Source organism: Mesorhizobium sp. USDA 4413, assembly GCF_056280365.1.
This window is the reverse complement of record NZ_JBVPRP010000001.1, coordinates 1,633,786-1,652,435: the sequence shown is the minus strand read 5'-3', so window position 1 is coordinate 1,652,435 and position 18,650 is coordinate 1,633,786. Positions and strand designations below refer to the sequence as shown.

The 18,650-nt window shown below is 63.1% G+C and carries 19 protein-coding genes, 1 tRNA gene and 1 riboswitch; of the genes, 11 read left to right on the top strand and 9 right to left on the bottom strand.

The features are described 5' to 3' along the window. Positions 1 to 49 precede the first annotated feature (49 nt). Positions 50 to 952, top strand: coding sequence for a histone deacetylase family protein (locus ACVMIM_RS08135; RefSeq protein WP_476111510.1), 903 nt, complete (start codon positions 50 to 52; stop codon positions 950 to 952). A gap of 11 nt (positions 953 to 963) precedes the next feature. On the opposite strand, the gene ACVMIM_RS08130 is transcribed toward ACVMIM_RS08135, so the two are convergent. From ACVMIM_RS08130 to ACVMIM_RS08120, 3 genes are all read right to left on the bottom strand, one after another. Next, positions 964 to 1,233, bottom strand: coding sequence for a DUF6460 domain-containing protein (locus tag ACVMIM_RS08130; RefSeq protein WP_476111509.1), 270 nt, complete (start codon positions 1,231 to 1,233; stop codon positions 964 to 966). Positions 1,234 to 1,450: 217 nt separating this feature from the next. Next, positions 1,451 to 2,245 carry a hypothetical protein gene (locus ACVMIM_RS08125; protein ID WP_476111508.1) on the bottom strand — a complete coding sequence of 265 codons (795 nt, stop codon included), beginning with the start codon at positions 2,243 to 2,245 and terminating at the stop codon, positions 1,451 to 1,453. A gap of 5 nt (positions 2,246 to 2,250) precedes the next feature. Continuing rightward, the gene (locus ACVMIM_RS08120) at positions 2,251 to 2,508 is read right to left on the bottom strand and encodes a hypothetical protein (RefSeq protein ID WP_476111507.1); all 258 of its coding nucleotides are present in this window, start codon (positions 2,506 to 2,508) and stop codon (positions 2,251 to 2,253) included. Between the two features lie 177 nt (positions 2,509 to 2,685). Between ACVMIM_RS08120 and ACVMIM_RS08115 the strand changes: the two genes are divergently transcribed. The 3 genes from ACVMIM_RS08115 (at position 2,686) to ACVMIM_RS08105 (ending at position 4,418) form a co-directional block, all read left to right on the top strand. Further along, a tRNA-Gly gene (locus tag ACVMIM_RS08115) sits at positions 2,686 to 2,759 on the top strand. Between the two features lie 141 nt (positions 2,760 to 2,900). Then, positions 2,901 to 3,785: a hypothetical protein gene (locus ACVMIM_RS08110; protein ID WP_476111506.1), complete on the top strand. Its 885-nt coding sequence runs from the start codon at positions 2,901 to 2,903 to the stop codon at positions 3,783 to 3,785. A gap of 153 nt (positions 3,786 to 3,938) precedes the next feature. After that, a complete protein-coding gene (locus ACVMIM_RS08105; protein WP_476111505.1) occupies positions 3,939 to 4,418 on the top strand; it encodes a CatB-related O-acetyltransferase in 480 nt (159 codons plus the stop codon). Positions 4,419 to 4,585: 167 nt separating this feature from the next. Here the strand turns inward: ACVMIM_RS08105 and ACVMIM_RS08100 are convergent, their stop codons facing one another. Together ACVMIM_RS08100 and ACVMIM_RS08095 are read right to left on the bottom strand one after the other, a co-directional pair. Next, positions 4,586 to 4,918, bottom strand: a complete 333-nt coding sequence (locus ACVMIM_RS08100) for a protamine-2 (modular protein) (protein ID WP_476111504.1) — start codon at positions 4,916 to 4,918, stop codon at positions 4,586 to 4,588. Positions 4,919 to 5,022: 104 nt separating this feature from the next. Further along, the gene (locus ACVMIM_RS08095) at positions 5,023 to 6,012 is read right to left on the bottom strand and encodes a LysR family transcriptional regulator (protein WP_040994136.1); all 990 of its coding nucleotides are present in this window, start codon (positions 6,010 to 6,012) and stop codon (positions 5,023 to 5,025) included. Between the two features lie 292 nt (positions 6,013 to 6,304). On the opposite strand from ACVMIM_RS08095, the gene chvE reads away from it, so the two are divergent. The 5 genes from chvE (at position 6,305) to ACVMIM_RS08070 (ending at position 12,074) form a co-directional block, all read left to right on the top strand. Beyond that, positions 6,305 to 7,375 (top strand): multiple monosaccharide ABC transporter substrate-binding protein, encoded by a 1,071-nt coding sequence (gene chvE / locus ACVMIM_RS08090; protein WP_476111503.1) that lies wholly within the window; start codon positions 6,305 to 6,307, stop codon positions 7,373 to 7,375. A gap of 200 nt (positions 7,376 to 7,575) precedes the next feature. After that, entirely contained in the window at positions 7,576 to 9,111 is a 1,536-nt protein-coding gene (gene mmsA / locus ACVMIM_RS08085) for a multiple monosaccharide ABC transporter ATP-binding protein (RefSeq protein ID WP_476111502.1), read from the top strand. Then, the gene (gene mmsB, locus ACVMIM_RS08080; protein ID WP_040994130.1) at positions 9,108 to 10,400 is read left to right on the top strand and encodes a multiple monosaccharide ABC transporter permease; all 1,293 of its coding nucleotides are present in this window, start codon (positions 9,108 to 9,110) and stop codon (positions 10,398 to 10,400) included. Before mmsA ends, mmsB begins: the two co-directional genes overlap by 4 nt. A 201-nt stretch (positions 10,401 to 10,601) precedes the next feature. Further along, complete coding sequence (gene araD1 / locus ACVMIM_RS08075; protein ID WP_040994128.1) at positions 10,602 to 11,597, top strand: AraD1 family protein; 996 nt, start codon at positions 10,602 to 10,604, stop codon at positions 11,595 to 11,597. Between the two features lie 24 nt (positions 11,598 to 11,621). Then, positions 11,622 to 12,074, top strand: coding sequence for a hypothetical protein (locus ACVMIM_RS08070; protein ID WP_476111501.1), 453 nt, complete (start codon positions 11,622 to 11,624; stop codon positions 12,072 to 12,074). A gap of 28 nt (positions 12,075 to 12,102) precedes the next feature. Here ACVMIM_RS08070 and ACVMIM_RS08065 read toward each other — a convergent pair whose 3' ends face one another. Further along, complete coding sequence (locus ACVMIM_RS08065; RefSeq protein WP_476111500.1) at positions 12,103 to 13,197, bottom strand: 2'-deoxycytidine 5'-triphosphate deaminase; 1,095 nt, start codon at positions 13,195 to 13,197, stop codon at positions 12,103 to 12,105. Between the two features lie 116 nt (positions 13,198 to 13,313). Beyond that, a riboswitch (SAM riboswitch) is annotated at positions 13,314 to 13,391 on the top strand. A 56-nt stretch (positions 13,392 to 13,447) separates the two neighbouring features. Between ACVMIM_RS08065 and ACVMIM_RS08060 the strand changes: the two genes are divergently transcribed. Beyond that, the gene (locus ACVMIM_RS08060; protein WP_476111499.1) at positions 13,448 to 14,638 is read left to right on the top strand and encodes an O-succinylhomoserine sulfhydrylase; all 1,191 of its coding nucleotides are present in this window, start codon (positions 13,448 to 13,450) and stop codon (positions 14,636 to 14,638) included. Between the two features lie 43 nt (positions 14,639 to 14,681). Here ACVMIM_RS08060 and ACVMIM_RS08055 read toward each other — a convergent pair whose 3' ends face one another. After that, positions 14,682 to 15,824 carry a ceramide glucosyltransferase gene (locus ACVMIM_RS08055; RefSeq protein ID WP_476111498.1) on the bottom strand — a complete coding sequence of 381 codons (1,143 nt, stop codon included), beginning with the start codon at positions 15,822 to 15,824 and terminating at the stop codon, positions 14,682 to 14,684. Positions 15,825 to 16,143: 319 nt separating this feature from the next. Between ACVMIM_RS08055 and apaG the strand changes: the two genes are divergently transcribed. After that, positions 16,144 to 16,536, top strand: coding sequence for a Co2+/Mg2+ efflux protein ApaG (apaG, locus tag ACVMIM_RS08050; RefSeq protein WP_040994117.1), 393 nt, complete (start codon positions 16,144 to 16,146; stop codon positions 16,534 to 16,536). Between the two features lie 45 nt (positions 16,537 to 16,581). On the opposite strand, the gene ACVMIM_RS08045 is transcribed toward apaG, so the two are convergent. Together ACVMIM_RS08045 and argF are read right to left on the bottom strand one after the other, a co-directional pair. Beyond that, the gene (locus ACVMIM_RS08045; RefSeq protein ID WP_278047455.1) at positions 16,582 to 17,613 is read right to left on the bottom strand and encodes an Hsp33 family molecular chaperone; all 1,032 of its coding nucleotides are present in this window, start codon (positions 17,611 to 17,613) and stop codon (positions 16,582 to 16,584) included. 123 nt (positions 17,614 to 17,736) lie between these two features. Next, positions 17,737 to 18,648 carry an ornithine carbamoyltransferase gene (gene argF / locus ACVMIM_RS08040; RefSeq protein WP_476111497.1) on the bottom strand — a complete coding sequence of 304 codons (912 nt, stop codon included), beginning with the start codon at positions 18,646 to 18,648 and terminating at the stop codon, positions 17,737 to 17,739. Between the last annotated feature and the right edge of the window lie 2 nt (positions 18,649 to 18,650).

Genomic DNA, 18,650 nt, shown 5'->3' with positions numbered 1-18,650 from the left:
CCATCCGCCAAACTGCCAACCGAATTTCCGGGTTGGCGCAGACCTGTCCATGCCGCTGCAGATTGTCCATCACCCCGACTATGACGCCGGCTTCGCCGTCAACCATCGCTTTCCGATGACCAAATATCCGCTTTTGATGGAAACCTTGCGCATACGAGGGCTGGCCGTGCCCGGCGCGCTTTCGATGCCGGAGCCGGCACCGGCTGCACGGCTGAAGCTTGCGCATGCGGCCGACTATGTCGACCAGGTGATCGCCTGCCAGGTGCCGGAGAAAATAGAGCGCGAGATCGGCTTTCCCATCGGTCCACGCGTGTCGCTCAGGGCGCAACTCGCCACCGCCGGCACCGTGCTTGCCGCCAGACTGGCACTGAAACACGGCATTGCCTGCAATGCGGCGGGCGGCAGCCATCATGCCAGGCGCGCGCAAGGCGCCGGCTTCTGCACTTTCAACGATATCGCCGTCGCCGCGCTGGCGCTGCTGGCGGAAGGCGCCGCCGAAAACATTCTGGTCGTTGACCTCGACGTGCATCAGGGCGACGGCACCGCCGACATCCTGAAGGACGAGCCGCGCGCCTTCACCTTTTCCATGCATGGCGAACGCAACTACCCGCTGCGCAAGATCGCCTCCGACCTCGACGTCGCCCTGCCGGATGGGACCGGCGACGGCGCCTATCTCGAGCGGCTCGCCGCCATTCTGCCGCAACTCTCCGGGCAAAGGCGTTTGGACATCGTCTTCTACAATGCCGGCGTGGATGTGCATGCCGAGGACAGGCTCGGCCGGCTGGCGCTGACCGACGATGGCCTCGCCGCCCGCGAAGATATGGTCATCGGCCACTTCCGCAAGCGCGGCGTGCCGTTGTGCGGCGTCATCGGCGGCGGCTACTCGACCGACGTGCCGGCGCTGGCCGCACGCCACGCCATCCTGTTCGAGGTGGCGTCGCGATATGCGTGATCCCGGCCCCGCTACTTCCTGTAGCTGGCGATCCGAAGCAGGATGAATGCCGGCACGACGATCGCCGCGCCAAGCAGGATATAGCCCAGGAAGCGGTCTACGGCGTGGAAGCCGAGGTTCCACAGATCGACGAAGAACTGGCGGATGCCGTAGAAGACGTCCATCGGCGACCAGCCGAAGGCATGCATGACGAGGCCGACGAGGAAAGAGACCACGAGCAACTTCAGGAACACCCTGAGGGGCGTGTCGCCAAGAAAGCGCGTCAGTGCGGACAAGGCCATTCTCCGGTTCCAGCCGCCCGATTCGGCGGCGCGGGATCAGAGATACGCACTCGGCTGCCTCGCATCAAGCTGACGGCATGTGAGAGAGGGCTAGCGCGTTCACGGTTCCGCGGAAACGGCGAAACGCACTCTTTGTTCCTACGCAATTCCGGACGGAAGGCTGCGGCGAAGCCGCCGAGCCCAACCGCTCACACTTCCTGGAATTGCTCGAGCGCCTTCAGCCGCCGGCGCCGGCCGGCAAGCCGGAAAGGTCCAGCAATTGCCTGAGCGGAGAACCGGCGGGGACGGGGCTGCCGCCGATCCGTTCCTTGAGCGAGTTGTCGAAGAGATGGATGCAGAGCGTGCGCGAGGTCACGATGTCCGCGAGCGAGAGGCCGGGGTCGAGCAACAGCGATACCTGGCCGTAGTGGACCGGATAGAAGACGTCGATGCTCGACGCGTGACCGATGACGCCGGTCTTGCCGGCAAAGTAGGTCATCGCACAGGGCCCGAGCATACCCCATCCATAGTGCGAGATATCGATCGGCAGGCCTATCGCCTTGCGCCAACGGTAGCGTCGGCGCTTGCGCTCGCAGAGCCACGGGGCGATGAAATAGGGATCGTCCACCATCTTCAGCGCCTCACGCAGCATGTCGCTGTCCGCGGGCAGTTTCAGCACGGCGCCGTTGAGCTCGATGTCGGTCTGGTAGCCGAAGATGTAATCGGCTTGCGGGATCGGCTTCAGGCAATAGACATCGCAGTCGACATAGAGGCCCATCCCGGCCTCAAGAATTTTCAACCGGTAGAGGTTGGAGAACAATGAAGGACTGCCGTTGGATCGATAGGTAATGATGCGTTCCCTCGGCATCAATCGCGAGGCGTCGAAAATCTCGACGCCCTTGGGCACATTGCCCGGGACGTCATAGCAATGAAGAAGCACCCGGTGCCCGGCGAGCAGGAATGACCGCAGGCAGGCAGCATGGATTTCGCCAAGCGCGTCGCCGACCCAAAGGGCATTTACGACGGGTTCCATCGGTGTCATGCGGCACGCCCGGCCAGAATCGCGCCGTCCAGCCCGCTGATCGGCCTGGCTTCCCAGCCGAGCGGCCGCGCAAAAGCCGGGCCGACGCCCGGATGAATCGCTTTTTCGGAAGGATCAGTATCGGAATAGAAGTAGATGATCCGCAAAACGATGCCCCAGACCGCCGCTGCCGCGAGCACCGATGCCTGACAGGCAGCGTCCTCGCCGCAAGCGAAACCCCGACATTTTGTATTCATGTCGAAAGGTTCGGGCAATGCCGCTCATGCTCTCGTCAAGACAGCGACAGGCGTGGTCCGCGCCAAATGACGCCCGGCTCAGAGGAGGCTGGTTGCTCTTCCGCAACTGCGGACGGAAGGCTTCGGCGAAGCCGCCGACCCCAATCGCTTTGCCGATTGCTTGAGGCGGCGCCATCATGGTAACGAGGCTGCTGTGCGGGTATGATGTAATGGTAGCCTGTCAGCTTCCCAAGCTGAACGCGCGGGTTCGATTCCCGCTACCCGCTCCAGTTCGCGTAAACGTCCAAGCCCTGATTCGACATGCTTCCGTTCACATGGGCGGCATGCTGGGCGCGCCCGGGCGAACCTCTAAGTCGCTTGAGCTACAGCTTGTGGTTGTCGTGCCAGTCGCGGACGTATAAAGGCGAAGCATGCCACGCACCCTGTCGAAATATACTGTCCGCGAATGGTTCAGGCTGCGGCCGTTGGTCGACCGCAAGCATCATGCTCGCTATCAGGTCCGGGAACGGATCGCGCTGGCAAGGCATGCCCGTCCGATGGCCCTTCCTCATATCTGTGGGCGGAAAGTCCTGATTACGATCAGCTTCAACGACCCCGAGGTGATCGAGTGGCAGATCAAGTTGATCGCTAGAAATGTGTTCGGGGCCGTCCAGCTTGTTGCCGACAACTCCACCAATCTGGCCGCAAGGGACACCATTCGCGACATCTGTGCGGCGGCCGGTGTTGCTTTCGTGGCAGTGCCGGCCAACCCTTGGACGCGTCGAGAACAGGACGGGGGCAAATCACACGGCTACGCCTTGAATTGGGCCTGGAGGAACATCGTTCTCGCGAACCGGCCTTCCATGGTCGGTTTTCTGGATCACGATATTTTCCCAACGGCAACGACAAACCCTTTCAGCATGCTGGATCGAGCCGCCGTCGCGGGATTGGTTCGAAAAGCGCCGGATGAGCGCTGGTACCTGTGGCCTGGCTTTGCCTTTTTCAACTTGGGTCGATTGCCGACAGATCGGCTGAACTTCGGCAGGGATTGGCTCGACGGGTTCGATACCGGAGGCCTGAATTGGCACTGTCTGTACCGGGCACTCAGCAACGAAGATCTGTGCGCGGCCGACTATGAACGAATCGCGGTCGGCGCCGGCGTAGCTATGGACGAGGCGCTTTTCGAGCGAATTGACGATTGGCTTCATGAAAGCCGCTTCACGACCGATATTCACATGGCGCCAGCGCGCCGCCAGCAGTTGCTAGAGCTCAAGCGGCGCAGCATCCTGGACACCTTGATAGCACTGCCTGCATAATTCGGCTGCTCCAGGCTATCGGGGGAACTGTACTGGTCGATCAGTTCGCGTTATCGGCACGCCATGGCGATGTTTAGAGAACTTCGGACAAGACTGGGGTTTCGAAAACCATACCCCGGCAGACATGTCACTATAGGTCGAAGGACCTACGGTGTGGACTTCGGAAACATTTTCCAGGCGACCGCTGAGGCACCTGTTCGCATCGGAAGTTATTGCTCGATTGCTGCCGGCGTACTTTTTATCGCTGCGGGCGAGCATCCGATGTCTTTGGTATCCAGCTACCCTTTTCCAGATTCTGACCGGTTCGGACCACCTACACGGGATATCGCAAAGGGACCGATCACTGTGGGCAACGACGTATGGATTGGTTCGCGTGCCATCATTTTGTCGGGTGTAAAGATAGGCGACGGCGCGGTCGTTGGCGCTGGCGCCGTGGTGTCCAAGGATGTCGAGCCGTACGCCGTGGTTGCGGGCAACCCCGCGAAGCTGATCCGGCATCGATTCGAGCCAAACGTCATAGAAGCACTTCTGGCTATTCGCTGGTGGGACTGGAGCGACGATCAAATCGAAGCGGCGATGCCTGATTTCCACGCGTCTGTCACCGAATTCGTCTCAAAGTATCGGACGGCATAACATCAACGGCTCCAGCGACATCGACTGAACCGGCATTGTTCCGACAAAGGCGAGGCCAGGCAAATGCGCGAAAGATGCCGGCGAACACACGGCAGCGGATAAGTGCTAGGGATGGGTCTTGCATGATCGTGCAAGGCCCATCCCTCGAGGCTAATTGCGCGACTGAACTACAGCCAGAAGCCGACCCATACGCGCTCACGCCAGCAGCGGCGGCGCCAGCGGCCGTGACGCCAGACGCGTCGGCACACTCTTCTCCAGACGCGCCGGCGACGGCGGTGGCGCCGGCGCCAGCGCCAGTCATCATAGTAACCATCCTGAACGAGTTCCGTTTCGGCTGGATCGCTACCCTCGAAAACCGCGTTGTCCGGCTTGTCGAGCTCGTCCAGAATTCCGTTGCCGGCGGGAATCCCGGCGACTGCCTTGCTGGGTCCGGCCAAGCTCGCAAGCGCCGCCGTCCCCGCAACGCCAAGCATTCCAGTCAGAAACAATCGACGTTCCATCAAAACCTCCCGAGCTGTTGAGCATCGGCAGCTCTTCCCTCACCCGCAACGGACTCCAGCGAGCGACCGACCGATTTGAACGTACAAGTAGCATTCTCGTTCCATCAGCCCACTTCGCGCAGGATGAAGTCGTGCAGCATTTTGGCTGCGGGTGAGAGAACGCGATTCTTGACCGTGATCAGGCTGTAGGGCCGGACTTCGATATCGAACTCGGTCTGGACGACGTCGATGGCGCCGGCCAGCCCGTCGCCACCTTGAATGAACTTGGCAACCTGGATCGAGACCGGCGCGATGGCGTCGGACTGCGCCACCATTACCAGGGTGAGCAGCAGCGAGGAGGTGTTGAGGATGCGGTCGGGGAGCGGAATGTCGCGGTTCAAAAAGTTGCTTTCCATCGCCTGGCGGAGCGGCGAGCCGCCGGACTGGAAAACCCAGTCATAGGCTGCCGTGTCTTCCAGCTTCACCGTCTTGCCACTCGCCAGAGGATGGCCGCGACGCACGATGAGGCAGGCCTTCTCGACGCCGATGACGCGCGATTCGAAGAGCCGCGGATTGAGGTCGTCGGGGATGCGGGCGATGATGAAATCGTGGCGCGAGGCGATCAGCTCGCGGGCGAGCACGTTCGAGGTCTCGACCTGCATGGTGATCTCGATGCGCGGGTAGATGCGGCGGATCTCGCGGATCGCCGGCACCGCCAATTCGATCGCCGGCGCCGTCACCGCGCCGAGGAACACCGAGCCGCCCTTGCCGGCCTTGAGCTCGGAAATCTCGCGGTCGGCCTCGCGCATTTCGAGCAGGATCGAGCGGGCACGACGGGCGAGCGCGAGGCCGTAAGGGGTCAGCGTCACGCCGCGTGGCAGCCGCTCGCACAACTTCACGTCGAGCACCGCCTCCATCTCGGCGATCATGCGCGAGGCGGCCGGCTGGGAGATGTTCATGACCTGGGCGGCGGCGCTCACCCGTCCGTGATCGTCCAGCGCGGTGATCATGCGCATGTGGCGAAGGCTGAGGCCGCTGCGCAGCAGCGTCTCGCCATCTCCCGGCAGTTTCCCGTAACCCGCTGAAATCGCATCAGGATCGCGCAATGCCGCCATGGATCGAAGCCTCTCCGCCGGGTTTCTATCTACCGTTTAAGCCATACCAGTTTCGATATAGCAACCAGCAAAGATCGCATTTGACAGTTATGTCAAAGGAACCCACCCTTCGTGCGTTCCGAGGCGCAGGGGTCGGCAACGAGCAAATTCGTATCGATTGAAACTGCGTCGCGGAGCCGATTGGGAGGATACCGGAGATCGATAAAGCCGACAGTGGCGCGCCAGCGCACCTGCTCGACTGCGCGGCCCGCGAAGCCCCGAGTGTCGCGTCCATCAACCAGGGAGAGTAATCGTGAAGATCATCAAGACGCTGGCCGCCGTGGCGGCCCTTGGCATTGCCGCCATGACCTATTCGGCGCACGCAGCAGACAAGGGTCTCGTCGGCGTGCTGATGCCGACCAAGACCTCGCAGCGCTGGATCAACGACGGCGACGCCGTCAAGTCCCAGCTCGAGAAGCTCGGCTACACCGTCGACCTGCAATATGCGCAGGACGATATCCCGAACCAGCTCAGCCAGCTGGAAAACGAAATCACCAAAGGCCCGAAGGCGCTGATCATCGCTTCGATCGACGGTACCACCATGGCCGACGCGTTGCAGAAGGCCAATGACGCCGGCGTCGTCGTTATCGCCTATGACCGCCTGATCAAGAAGACCCCGAATGTCGACTACTACACCACCTTCGACAATTTCGGCGTCGGCGTGATCCAGGCGAATTCGCTGGTCAAGGGCCTCAAGGAGCGCTTCCCGAACACCAAGCCGTGGAACGTCGAGCTGTTCGGCGGCTCGCCGGACGACAACAACGCCTTCTTCTTCTACAACGGCGCCATGTCGGTCCTGCAGCCGCTGATCGACGACGGCTCGATCAAGATCAAGTCCGGCCAGATGGGCATGGACAAGGTCGGCACGCTGCGCTGGCTCGCCGCCACGGCGCAGGCCCGCATGGACAACCTGCTTTCGGCCAACTACTCGGACGGCAGCCGCGTCGATGGCGTTCTGTCGCCCTATGACGGCCTGTCGCGCGGCATCACCGCCTCGCTGCGCGCCGTCGGCTACGGCACGGCGGCACAGCCCTGGCCGATCGTGACCGGCCAGGATGCCGAGACCGCCTCGGTCAAGCTGATCATCTCGGGCGAGCAGTATTCGACCGTGTTCAAGGATACTCGCGAGCTGGCCAAGGCGACCGTCGAGCTGGTCGACAAGGTGCTCTCCGGCGGCAAGCCTGAAGGTCTCGACACCAAGACCTACAACAACGACGTCAAGGTCGTTCCCTCGATCCTTTTGACGCCGCATGAGGTCGACAAGTCGAACTATAAGGCGCTGGTCGTCGACTCCGGCTACATCAAGGCCGACGAGCTGAAGTAATCCAGCCTTACAGGAAGGGGTTCTGCGCGACCGCAGGACCCCTTTTCGTTCAGAACCGACCCCGGTATTGTTTTTGCCGGCTTCTGCAGCGTCACGCGCCGATCCGGAACGCGAAGCCGCCGCAGTATGTTGATTTCGCGCATGGGCCTTTTCCACAATCGACACCGATTTGGGAGCCGTGCGCCAGGGAGCAGATCCTGATGGCCTCGACGATTTTGGAGATGCGCGACATCACCAAGACGTTCCCCGGCGTGAAGGCGCTGTCGAACGTCAATCTCAGCGTCGAGGAAGGTGAGATCCACGCCATCGTCGGCGAGAACGGCGCGGGCAAGTCGACCCTGATGAAGGTGCTGTCGGGCGTCTATCCATCCGGCACCTATGATGGCCAGATCATCTTCCGCGGCCAGGAATGCAACTTCAAGGGCATTCACGACAGCGAGCATATCGGCATCGTCATCATCCACCAGGAGCTTGCCCTGGTGCCGATGCTGTCGATCACGGAAAACATCTTCCTCGGCAACGAGCATGCCAGCTACGGCGTCATTGACTGGGACGCCAACGAAACGCGCACGGCCGCCCTGCTCAAGAAAGTCGGGCTCAACGAGGATCCCAAGACGCTGATCACCAATATCGGCGTCGGCAAGCAGCAGCTGGTCGAGATCGCTAAGGCGCTGAGCAAGGAAGTGAAGCTCCTGATCCTCGACGAGCCGACGGCTTCGCTCAGCGAGAAGGACAGCCAGGCGTTGCTCGACCTCCTGCTCGAGTTCAAGCGCCAGGGCATGACCTCGATCCTGATCTCGCACAAGCTCAACGAAGTAAGCCGTGTCGCCGACCAGGTGACGGTGATCCGCGACGGGCGCACCATCGAGACCTTGCCCAGGAAGGACATCTCGGAAGACCGCATCATCACCTCGATGGTCGGCCGCTCGCTCGACGATCGCTATCCGCCGCGCGAGCCGCAGATCGGCGAGGTCATCTTCGAGGTGAAGGATTGGTCGGTCTACCATCCGATCCATGCCGAACGGCAGGTGATCAAGAACGTCAATCTCAATGTGCGCAAGGGCGAGGTGGTGGGCATTGCCGGGCTGATGGGCGCCGGCCGCACCGAATTCGCGATGAGCCTGTTCGGCCGCTCCTATGGCCGGCACATCACCGGCGACGTGCTGCTCAGGGGCAAGCCGCTCGACCTCTCATCGGTGAGCAAGGCGGTGGAGAACCGCATCGCCTATGTCACCGAGGACCGTAAGACCTATGGCCTCAACCTGATCGACCACATCAAGCACAATGTGACCTTGGCCAATCTCTCCGGCGTTTCCAGCCGCGGCGTCATCGACGACATGCGCGAGATGAGCGTCGCCAACGACTACCGCAAGAAGACCAACATCCGCGCCTCCAGCGTCTACCAGCTGACCGGCAATCTCTCGGGCGGAAACCAACAGAAGGTGGTGCTGTCGAAATGGCTGTTCGCCGATCCGGAAGTTTTGATCCTCGACGAGCCGACGCGCGGCATTGACGTCGGCGCCAAGTACGAAATCTATACGATCATCGCGCGCCTCGCCGCCGAGGGCAAAGCGATCATCGTCATCTCGTCGGAAATGCCTGAACTGCTCGGCATCACCGACCGCATTTATGTCATGAACGAAGGACGCATCGTCGGCGAGATGGCGGCAAGCGACGCCAGCCAGGAAAAAATCATGCGCGCCATCGTTCGGGGAGAAGGAAAAAAGGCATCATGAGCACAGAAAGCGCTCCCGCGCCGCAGAGCGGCGTCGCCGAAGACGTCAAGCAGGGACAGCGCATCGCCGTCTCGGCGCTGACGACGAACCTGCGCGAATACGGCTTGATCATCGCGCTGATCGTCATCATGCTGTTCTTCCAGTACACGACGTCGGGAACGCTGTTCAAACCGGTCAACCTCTCAAACCTGGTGCAGCAGAACTCGTTCATCATCGTGATGGCGCTCGGCATGCTCTTGGTGATCGTCGCCGGCTATATCGATCTCAGCGTGGGATCGGTGGCAGGCTTCATCGGCGCGCTTGCGGCGATGATGATGGTGATCTGGCCGCTCGGCATATTCTCGAATCCGCTGGTGGTGTCGATCGTGTGCCTGATCGTCGGCGCGCTGATCGGCGCCGCGCAAGGCTACTGGATCGCCTATCACCGGATACCGAGCTTCATCGTGACGCTTGCCGGCATGCTGATCTTCCGCGGCATCTGCCAGGCGCTGCTTGGCGGCGGTTCCTCGGTCGGGCCGCTGCCGGACAGCTTCAAGGCGCTGAGCTCGGGCTTCATCCCGGACGTCATCGGTCCGCTGACGCTGATTCCGCCGACGGTCAACGCCGCGGGCAAGACCATCGTCGGCAGCGGCCTGACGCTGCACATGACGACGATCGTGCTCGGCCTGATCGCGGTGCTCGCCTACGCCTATTTCGGCTTCAGGACGCGGCGCAAGCGCGAGCGTCATGGCTATGAGGCGGAGCCCTTCCCGCTGTTCGTGATCAAGACGCTGGTCGGCAGCGCACTGGCGCTGTTCCTGGTCTTCCAGTTCGCCAGCTACAGGGGCCTGCCGGTCGTATTGCTGGTGATGGGCGTGCTGATCTCGCTGTTCGTCTTCGTCACCAAGCGCATGACCATCGGCCGCCGCATCTACGCCATGGGAGGCAACGCCAAGGCCGCGCAGCTCTCGGGCATCAACACCGAAAGGCTGACGCTGCTCGTCTTCATCAATATGGGCGTGCTCTCGGCGCTGGGCGGCCTGATCATCGCCGCGCGCCTCGGCCAGGCCGTGCCGGCCGCCGGTCTTGGCAGCGAGCTCGACGTCATCGCGGCCGTCTTCATCGGCGGCGCCTCGGCAATGGGCGGCGTCGGCCAGGTGATCGGTGCCGTGGTCGGCGGCTTCATCATGGGCGTGATGAACAACGGGATGTCGATCATGGGCGTCAATGTCGACTGGCAGCAGGTGGTCAAGGGCCTGGTGCTGCTCGGCGCCGTCATCTTCGACGTCTACAACAAGAACAAGGCTTAAGAGCCGGAACAAGGTTCAGGAGGCATACGGGTTTCAGATCGCGAAGCCGCCGGCAGCCCGTCGGCGTCAAGAAGTCCCGACAAGGACCAGGCTCGCGAGCGCAATCCGGACGAAGAGTTTCAACCGCGGCGTGGATCGCTCCACGCCGCGCCCGGTAAGGCTCGCCCGCAGGCAGCCGACAGAAATGAGAGAGGATTGAACATGCTGATCTCCCAGATCCTCGACGACGCCGAGACGATCCGCGTCGTCGCCCGCAATGGCGGCGGCAAGACCAGGGTCATCAACGGCGCGCGCAGCGTCTACTCGCTGGCCATGGAGGCCGCGCGCACCGGCACCGGGCTCGAAGCGCTGATCGAGCGCAAGGGCTATGGCGAGACGATCGATCTCGATGCCGTCTACAAGAGGGGCAGGCTGGTCTCGCCGATCAACCATCCGGACCCGGCGCATCTGCATCTCACCGGCACGGGCCTCACCCATCTCGGCTCCGCGGCGACGCGCGATTCCATGCACAAGAAGCTCAGCGAGGGCGGCGAGGAGGAACTCACCGATTCCATGAAGATGTTCCGCATGGGGCTCGAAGGCGGCAAGCCCGCCAAGGGCCAGGTCGGCGTGCAGCCGGAATGGTTCTACAAGGGCAACGGCACGATGGCGGTGGCGCCCGGCGCGCCGCTGATGTCGCCAGCCTTCGCGCAGGACGGCGGCGAGGAGCCGGAGATCGCCGGCATCTATGTCATCGGCGACGACGGCGCGCCGTTCCGCGTCGGCTTCACGCTGTCCAACGAGTTTTCCGACCACGTGACGGAGCGGGTGAACTATCTGTTCCTCGCCCATTCCAAGCTGCGCAACGCCTCGTTCGGCCCCGAGATACTGATCGGCGACCTGCCGGCCGATATACGCGGCGCGTCGCGCATTTGGCGCGACGGCAAGCTGCTCTGGGAAAAGCCGTTCCTGTCGGGGGAGGCGAACATGTCGCACACCATCGCCAATCTCGAGCACCACCATTTCAAATATTCGGCCTTCCGCCAGCCGGGCGACGTGCATGTGCACATGTTCGGCACCGCGACGCTCTCCTTCGCCGACGGCGTCCGGACGGAGGCGGGCGACACGTTCGAGATCGAGGCGCCGGATTTCGGCCTGCCGCTGCGCAATCCGCTGGAGATCGAAAAGCCGGTGACGGTGGCGGTCAAGGCGCTGTGAGGCAGCGCCGAGGCCGGGAAGCAAATGGACCGGAAGCGGATCGGCGTCTCGTTGACAGTCTCGGCGATCGCCCTCGCCTGCATGTCCTCCACGGCTTATAGCGCCGGGAAGTGCAGCCCGGAGTCCTACAGCCAGGCCCGATCGAAGATGACGACCCGGCTTCTGGCCACCGGCTATTCGAAAGCGCAAGCGAGCTTTCTGATGCGCAACACGGATCGTATGACGTTCGCGTTGCGCGGCGACAACTTGAACGACAGGGCCAAAGCCTGTGGCATCGACTCCGCGCGAGCCTATGTGCTCGGATGCCTGGACAAGCAGTTGTTTCCGGTAGGGGCAGGCTCAAGCTCTCCGCTTGATCAGACGAAGCTGACTCCGGGATTTTGGGGCAGGAAGCGCCTGAGTGTGCGCGAGTTGCTTTTCATCGGCCACTTTCACGCCTGCCTGGGCGCAGCGAAGGAGTTTCTGTTTCGCGGCTGAACCTTCGGTGCCCAAGCCTGCGCCGACCTCAGCGCGTGGCGCGGAAATGCTTGGAGAGCTTGAGGCCCTGCGCCTGATAGTTCGAGCCGAGATCGGTGCCGTAAAGCGCCTGCGGACGCTTCAGCATGTGCTCGTAGACGAGGCGGCCGACGATTTGGCCGTGGTCGAGGATGAAAGGCACCTCGTGGCTGCGCACTTCGAGCACGGCGCGGCTGCCGCTGCCGCCGGCGGCGGAATGGCCGAAGCCCGGATCGAAGAAGCCGGCATAGTGGACGCGGAACTCGCCGACCAGCGGATCGAAGGGCGTCATCTCGGCGGCGTAGAGCGGCGGCACATGCACCGCCTCACGGCTGACAAGGATGTAGAATTCGTCCGGATCGAGAACCAGCTCGCCCGCACCGCTCTTGTAGATCGGCTCCCAGAAATCGACAACATCCTGCGCGGCGCGCTTGTCGACGTCGACAAGGCCGGTGTGGTGCTTGCCGCGATAGCCGACAAGGCCGTCCTTGTCGCCGTCAAGGTCGATGGAGAGCGCGATGCCGCCGCCGGAAATGTTGGGCGGCTCGGTGGCGACGAGCATCTCGGCGCGATGCAGGTCGCGCAACTCGCTCTCGGAGAGCACCGCATTGCCGGTGCGGAAGCGGATCTGCGACAGCCGCGAGCCGGCCCGCACGACGATCGGGAAGGTGCGCGGGCTGACCTCGAGATAGAGCGGCCCCTGATAGCCGGCGGCGATCTTGTCGAACTCGTGGCCGCGGTCGGTCATGACGCGCGTGAAAATATCCAGCCGCCCGGTCGAGCTCTTGGGATTGGCCGAGGCCGACACGTTCGCAGGCAGCGCCAGGCTTTCGAGCAGCGGCACGATATAGACGCAGCCGGTTTCCAGCACCGCGCCCCGGGTGAGGTCGATCTCGTGCAGCTTCAGCCGCTCGAGCTTGTCGGCGACCAGATGGTCGGGACCCGGCAGGAAGGATGCGCGCACGCGATAGGCTTTGTCGCCGAGCCTCAGATCGAGGCTCGCCGGCTGGATCTGGTCGGTGTCGAGCGCGCGCGGCGACTTCAGCGCATTGGCCTCGAACAGCGCCGCGATGTCCTGATCCGGAAGAATGCCTGTCTGCCGCAAAGGCTGGCTCCGTTCACAAGGCCGGGCGAGGACCTGAGGAGGCTCTTGCCGCCCGGCTGGTACAACCCTCTTAATGAAGCCGGCAATTGACGCAAGCGCGGCAGGGGTCTAAAGGGTCGTTATCCCGTGGTGATTTGGCCGGTCGGCTTGCAGCCACGTTAAACAAGTCGCTAAAGGACCGTCGAGCCGCAAGGCTATATGGACCGGTTGCGACTTCGCGGCCGGTTTTTTTGTGTCTGGAAGCAAGGCTATGAGCACCAAGAAGCGCAATTGGAAACCTCAGACGGCACTCGTGCATGGCGGAACGCTGCGTTCGCAATATGGCGAGACCGCCGAGGCGATGTACCTTACCCAGGGCTATGTCTACGAGACGGCCCAGGCGGCGGAAGCCCGCTTCAAGGGCGAGGAGCCGGGCTTCATCTATTCGCGCTACGCCAACCCGACCGTCGACATGTTCGAGAAGCGCATGTGCGCGCTGGAAGGCGCCGAGGATGCCCGCGCCACCGCCTCCGGCATGGCCGCCGTTTCTGCCGCCCTGCTCTGCAGCGTCAAGGCCGGGGATCACATCGTCGCGGCGCGCGCGCTGTTCGGTTCCTGCCGCTGGGTGGTGGAGACGCTGGCGCCGCGCTACGGCATCCAGGCAGCGCTCATCGACGGCACTGATATCGCCAATTGGGAAAAGGCGGTAAGGCCGAACACCAAGCTGTTCTTCCTCGAAAGCCCGACCAATCCGACACTGGAGGTGGTCGACATTGCCGCGGTCGCCAAGCTCGCCAATTCGATCGGCGCGCGCGTCATCGTCGACAATGTCTTCGCCACGCCGCTGCAGCAGAAGCCCTTGCAGCTCGGCGCCCATGTCGTCGTCTATTCGGCGACCAAGCATATAGACGGCCAGGGCCGCTGCCTCGGCGGCGTCATCCTTTCGGACAAGAAGTGGATCGACGAGAACCTGCACGACTATTTCCGCCACACCGGCCCAAGCCTCTCGCCCTTCAACGCCTGGACGCTGCTCAAAGGCCTGGAGACACTGCCGCTGCGCGTGCGTCAGCAGACCGAGAGCGCCGGCAAGATAGCCGATTTCCTCGCCGGCCGACCGGAGATCGCCCGCGTCATCTATCCGGGCCGGACCGATCATCCGCAGGCGGATGTCGTGAAGAGGCAGATGTCTGGCGGCTCGACGCTGATCTGCCTCGACGTCAAGGGCGGCAAGCAGGCGGCCTTCGCCTTCCAGAACGCGCTCGACATCGTGCTGATCTCGAACAATCTCGGCGACGCCAAGAGCCTGATCACCCACCCGGCGACGACGACGCACAAGAACCTCAGCGACGACGCGCGGGCCGAACTCGGCATAGGACCGGGTACACTCCGGCTTTCCGTCGGCCTGGAGGACACCGACGATCTGCTGGAGGACATCGAGCAGGCGCTGAGGGCGGCCAAGTAGGAAGCAAGCTGCAAATTGGACAGGAGAACGCGTCAGCCCTGGCTCACGCGATCTCCTCCAGCTCGGTTATCGCCTTGCTGCGGATGGTCATGGCGTTGCCGCGCCACTCGACCGCGCCGCCGAGCCAGCCGCGCGCCCAGATGGCGGGAAGCATGACGTCGCGCGCGATCATCGCGGTGATGCTGCGCGGCGACAGGTACCAGCCCTTGGACCGGGCGAGCAGACATTCCGGCACATAGGCGACCGCCAGCACGCAAAGCGCCGTGGTAGGCAGGCCGACGCCGGCGCTTGCCGCCGCGATCAGCGCGAAAATCAGCGGCACGACCGCGCCGGTCAGAATCTCGGGCGCAAAGAAAAGCGGGAAGGTGACGCGACGCAGCCGCGCCCAGCGCGCTTGCCGGGACCAGATTTCGGCGAAGGTGCGCTGGCCCAGCGGCTGCTCGAAGGGCGAGGCGACGAGACGGACGTGAAGGCCAATCCCATTGACCAGTTTGGTGGCCGCCGCATCCTCGGCGATCTCGGCGGCCAAAGCCTGGATGCCGCCGTTTGCATCGAGCATCGGCTTGTTCCACAGCATGCTCTTGCCTTGGGCGAAGCCGAGGCCGAGCGCCTCGCCGGCATACTGCCAGCGCGCCTGCAGCGTGTTGAGGAAGGCGCACTCGACTTCAGCCCAAAAACCGTCCGGCCGTGAACCGATCGGCGTCGAGCAGACGAGGCCGGTATCCGGCCGCCACGCCGCGACCAGATGCTGGACATAGTCCTTGGGCATCAGCACGTTGGAATCGGCGAGGATCACCCAGTCGTGCCGCGCCGCCTGCCAGCCCTTGACGCAGTTGTTGAGCTTGGGATTGGCGCTGATGCGGTCGTCGCCGATCAGGAGCCGCGCCGGAACCTTGGGATGGCGCGCGATCGCCGCATCGATGAGCCGCACTACCGGGTCCTCGGCATGCGCGACGCAGAAGATCAGCTCATAGCGAGGCCAGTCGAGCGAGAAGGCGCGCTGCAGGGTCTCCTGGGTGAACGGCTCGACGCCACGAGAAGGAACGATGATCGAGACCGGTTGCGCGCCGTCGGGCGGCGCAATGACATGCCGCCTTTTCAGCCGCGACGAGGCGAGCAGGATGCTGGCGAGGTTGGAGAGGAGAAGGGCTGAGGAAGCCAGGCCGGCTGCGATAGTCAGTTCCATCGAGATCTGGTCACTCCCGATAGGGCGTTTCACCGTTTGTGGGAAACGGCGACCTGCTCTATCTCTTTGTTTTCAAGCAATTCCAGACGGAAAACCGCTCACAGTTTTCCCGGAATTGCTCTAGGCCGCACGCGGCCGTTTCATCAGTCGACAGAGCGCCCGAGTCGCCCGGCACCGTTTGTGCACACCAACATTGTCATGTGTCACTTAAATGACATTGTTTTTCGGCACGTGCGCTACAAGGCTGGAAGGATGGTCGGCGCTGCGCGTCCAACAGCGAAGCGCGACGAATGTTCCGCGGCGGCAACCGGAGTGGCCCATGTATCGCGCAGTGACGCGCAACATCGAAGTGCTGGTCAGGCCCTTCTATCTGGAGGACCGCTCCGATCCGTCCCAGAACCGCTATGTGTGGGGCTATCAGGTGACGATCGACAACCGCTCCGACGAATTCGTGCAGCTTTTATCGCGCTATTGGCACATCACGGACGGCCAGGGCCGGGTCGAGGAGGTCCGCGGCGCCGGCGTCGTCGGCGATCAGCCGGAACTCAATCCGGGCGACAGCTATCAATACACTTCAGGCTGCCCGCTCTCGACGCCGTCGGGCATCATGGTCGGCCACTACACGATGCGCAACGGCAGGGGCGAGACGTTCGATATCGCCATTCCGGCTTTCTCGCTCGACATGCCGGGAACGAAGAGGACGGTGAATTAGGCGATTGGCTCCCTCTCCCCGTAAAACGGGGAGAAGGAGGAGGCGTTAGTCCGCCGCAAATTCGGCCGGGTCGAAGTCGTATTGCGTCGAGCAGAACTCACAGGCGACATGGATGCCGCCGTCCTCGGTCGACTCCTTGATCTCCTCGGCCGAAAAGCCTTCGAGGATGCCGCGGATCTTGTCGCGTGAGCAGGAACACTGATCGGCGACCGGCACACTGCTGAAAACCCGCACGCCATGCTCATGGAACAGCCGATAAAGCAGCCGCTCGGCGCCCACCGTCGGGTCGATCAGCTCGGTCGGCTCGATGGTGCCCAGCAGCGCCAGCAATTCCTGCCAGGAATTGTCGGCCGGATGGTCCGTCACCTCGCGGTCGTCGCCGTCGCCGCCCGAAATATCGGGGATGCGCATGCGCTCCGGCGCCTGCGGCAGGAACTGCGCCAGGATGCCGCCGGCGCGCCACTGCTCGCGCGCGCCGGCGGGTCCGGGCGTCACCAGCTTGGCGACCGACATCTTGATGTCGGTCGGGATCTGCTCCGACTGGCGGAAATAGGTGCGCGCGGCGTCCTCCAGCGAGGTGCCGTCGAGCTGGACGATGCCCTGGTAGCGCTGCATATGCGCGCCCTGGTCGATGGTCAGAGCCAGCACGCCGTTGCCAAGCAGCGCCTGCTGCGAGGTCTCGCCGGCGTCGGTCAGCGCCTGCAGCCGGTCGGCATCGAAGCGCGCATAGGCGCGCAGCGCATGCGGCGTGGTGAAATCGGCCACAAGCATGTCGACCGGACCGTCGGTCCGGGTCTGCAGGATAAACTTGCCCTCGAACTTCAGCGAGGTGCCGAGCAGCACGGTGAGCACGCAGGCCTCCGCCAGCAGGCGGGCGACCGGCTCGGGATAATTGTGGCGGCTCAAGATAGCGTCGAGCATCGGCCCGAGCTGCACGGTACGGCCACGCACATCGAGCGGCGCCACTTCGTAAGGCACGACGTGGTCGTCGCCGGCGAAGCCGAATTCACCGAGTTGGGGTTTATGCTCAGCCAAGGTCTGGGTTTCCAACATGACAAAACTCCGGGGCGCAGCCATGCCGCCCTGTGAGCCGCATGCGTCGAAGCGCGTTCAATTTACGTGATGGCCCGCAAATAGGCATCACATATCCCCAGATCAAGTTGACCCCGATCGGACCGGAAGCGGTCAGGTCCGTCCTTCTCAAGCGCCTAGGCACCAGGCCAGCACCGCCTTCTGGGCGTGCAGCCGGTTCTCGGCTTCGTCAAACACCACCGAATGCGGCCCGTCGATCACCTCGTCTGTGACCTCTTCGCCGCGATGCGCCGGCAGGCAGTGCATGAACAATGCGTCGGGCTTGGCCTTTGCCATCAGCGCCGCATTGACCTGATAGGGCAGGAAGACGTTGTGACCGCGGGCGCGATGCTCCTGGCCCATCGAGACCCAGCTGTCGGTGACGACGCAATCGGCCTGGTCGACGGCTTCCTCGGCGGACTTGGCAAACCGGACCTTGCCGCCATTGGCTTTCGACCAGTCGACATATTTCTCGAAAGGCTCGCTGCCCTCAGGCACCGCGACATTGAGGTTGAAGCGGAACCGCGCCGAGGCTTCAAGCAGCGAATGCAGCACATTGTTGCCGTCGCCGGTCCAGGCGAAGGTCTTGCCGGCAACCGGGCCGCGATGCTCCTCATAGGTCATGATGTCGGCCATGAGTTGGCAGGGATGCGTGTCGTCGGTCAGCCCGTTGATGACCGGAACGGTGGCATTCTCGGTGAGCTCCAGCAGCCGGTCATGCGAGGTGGTGCGGATCATGATGGCATCGACATAGCGCGACAGCACCTTTGCTGTGTCGGCAATCGTCTCCGAGCGGCCGAGCTGCATCTCCGTGCCGGTCAGCATGATCGTCTCGCCGCCAAGCTGGCGCATGCCGACATCGAAGGACACGCGCGTGCGCGTCGACGGCTTGTCGAAGATCATGGCCAGCACCTTGCCATCGAGCGGTTTTGAACGCTCGCCCGCCTTGAGCCTGGTCTTTCGCGCCACCGCGTCGTCCAGCATGATGCGCAGGTCCCCCGCGGAAACGGCGGATAGATCGGTGAAGTGGCGGACACTCATCG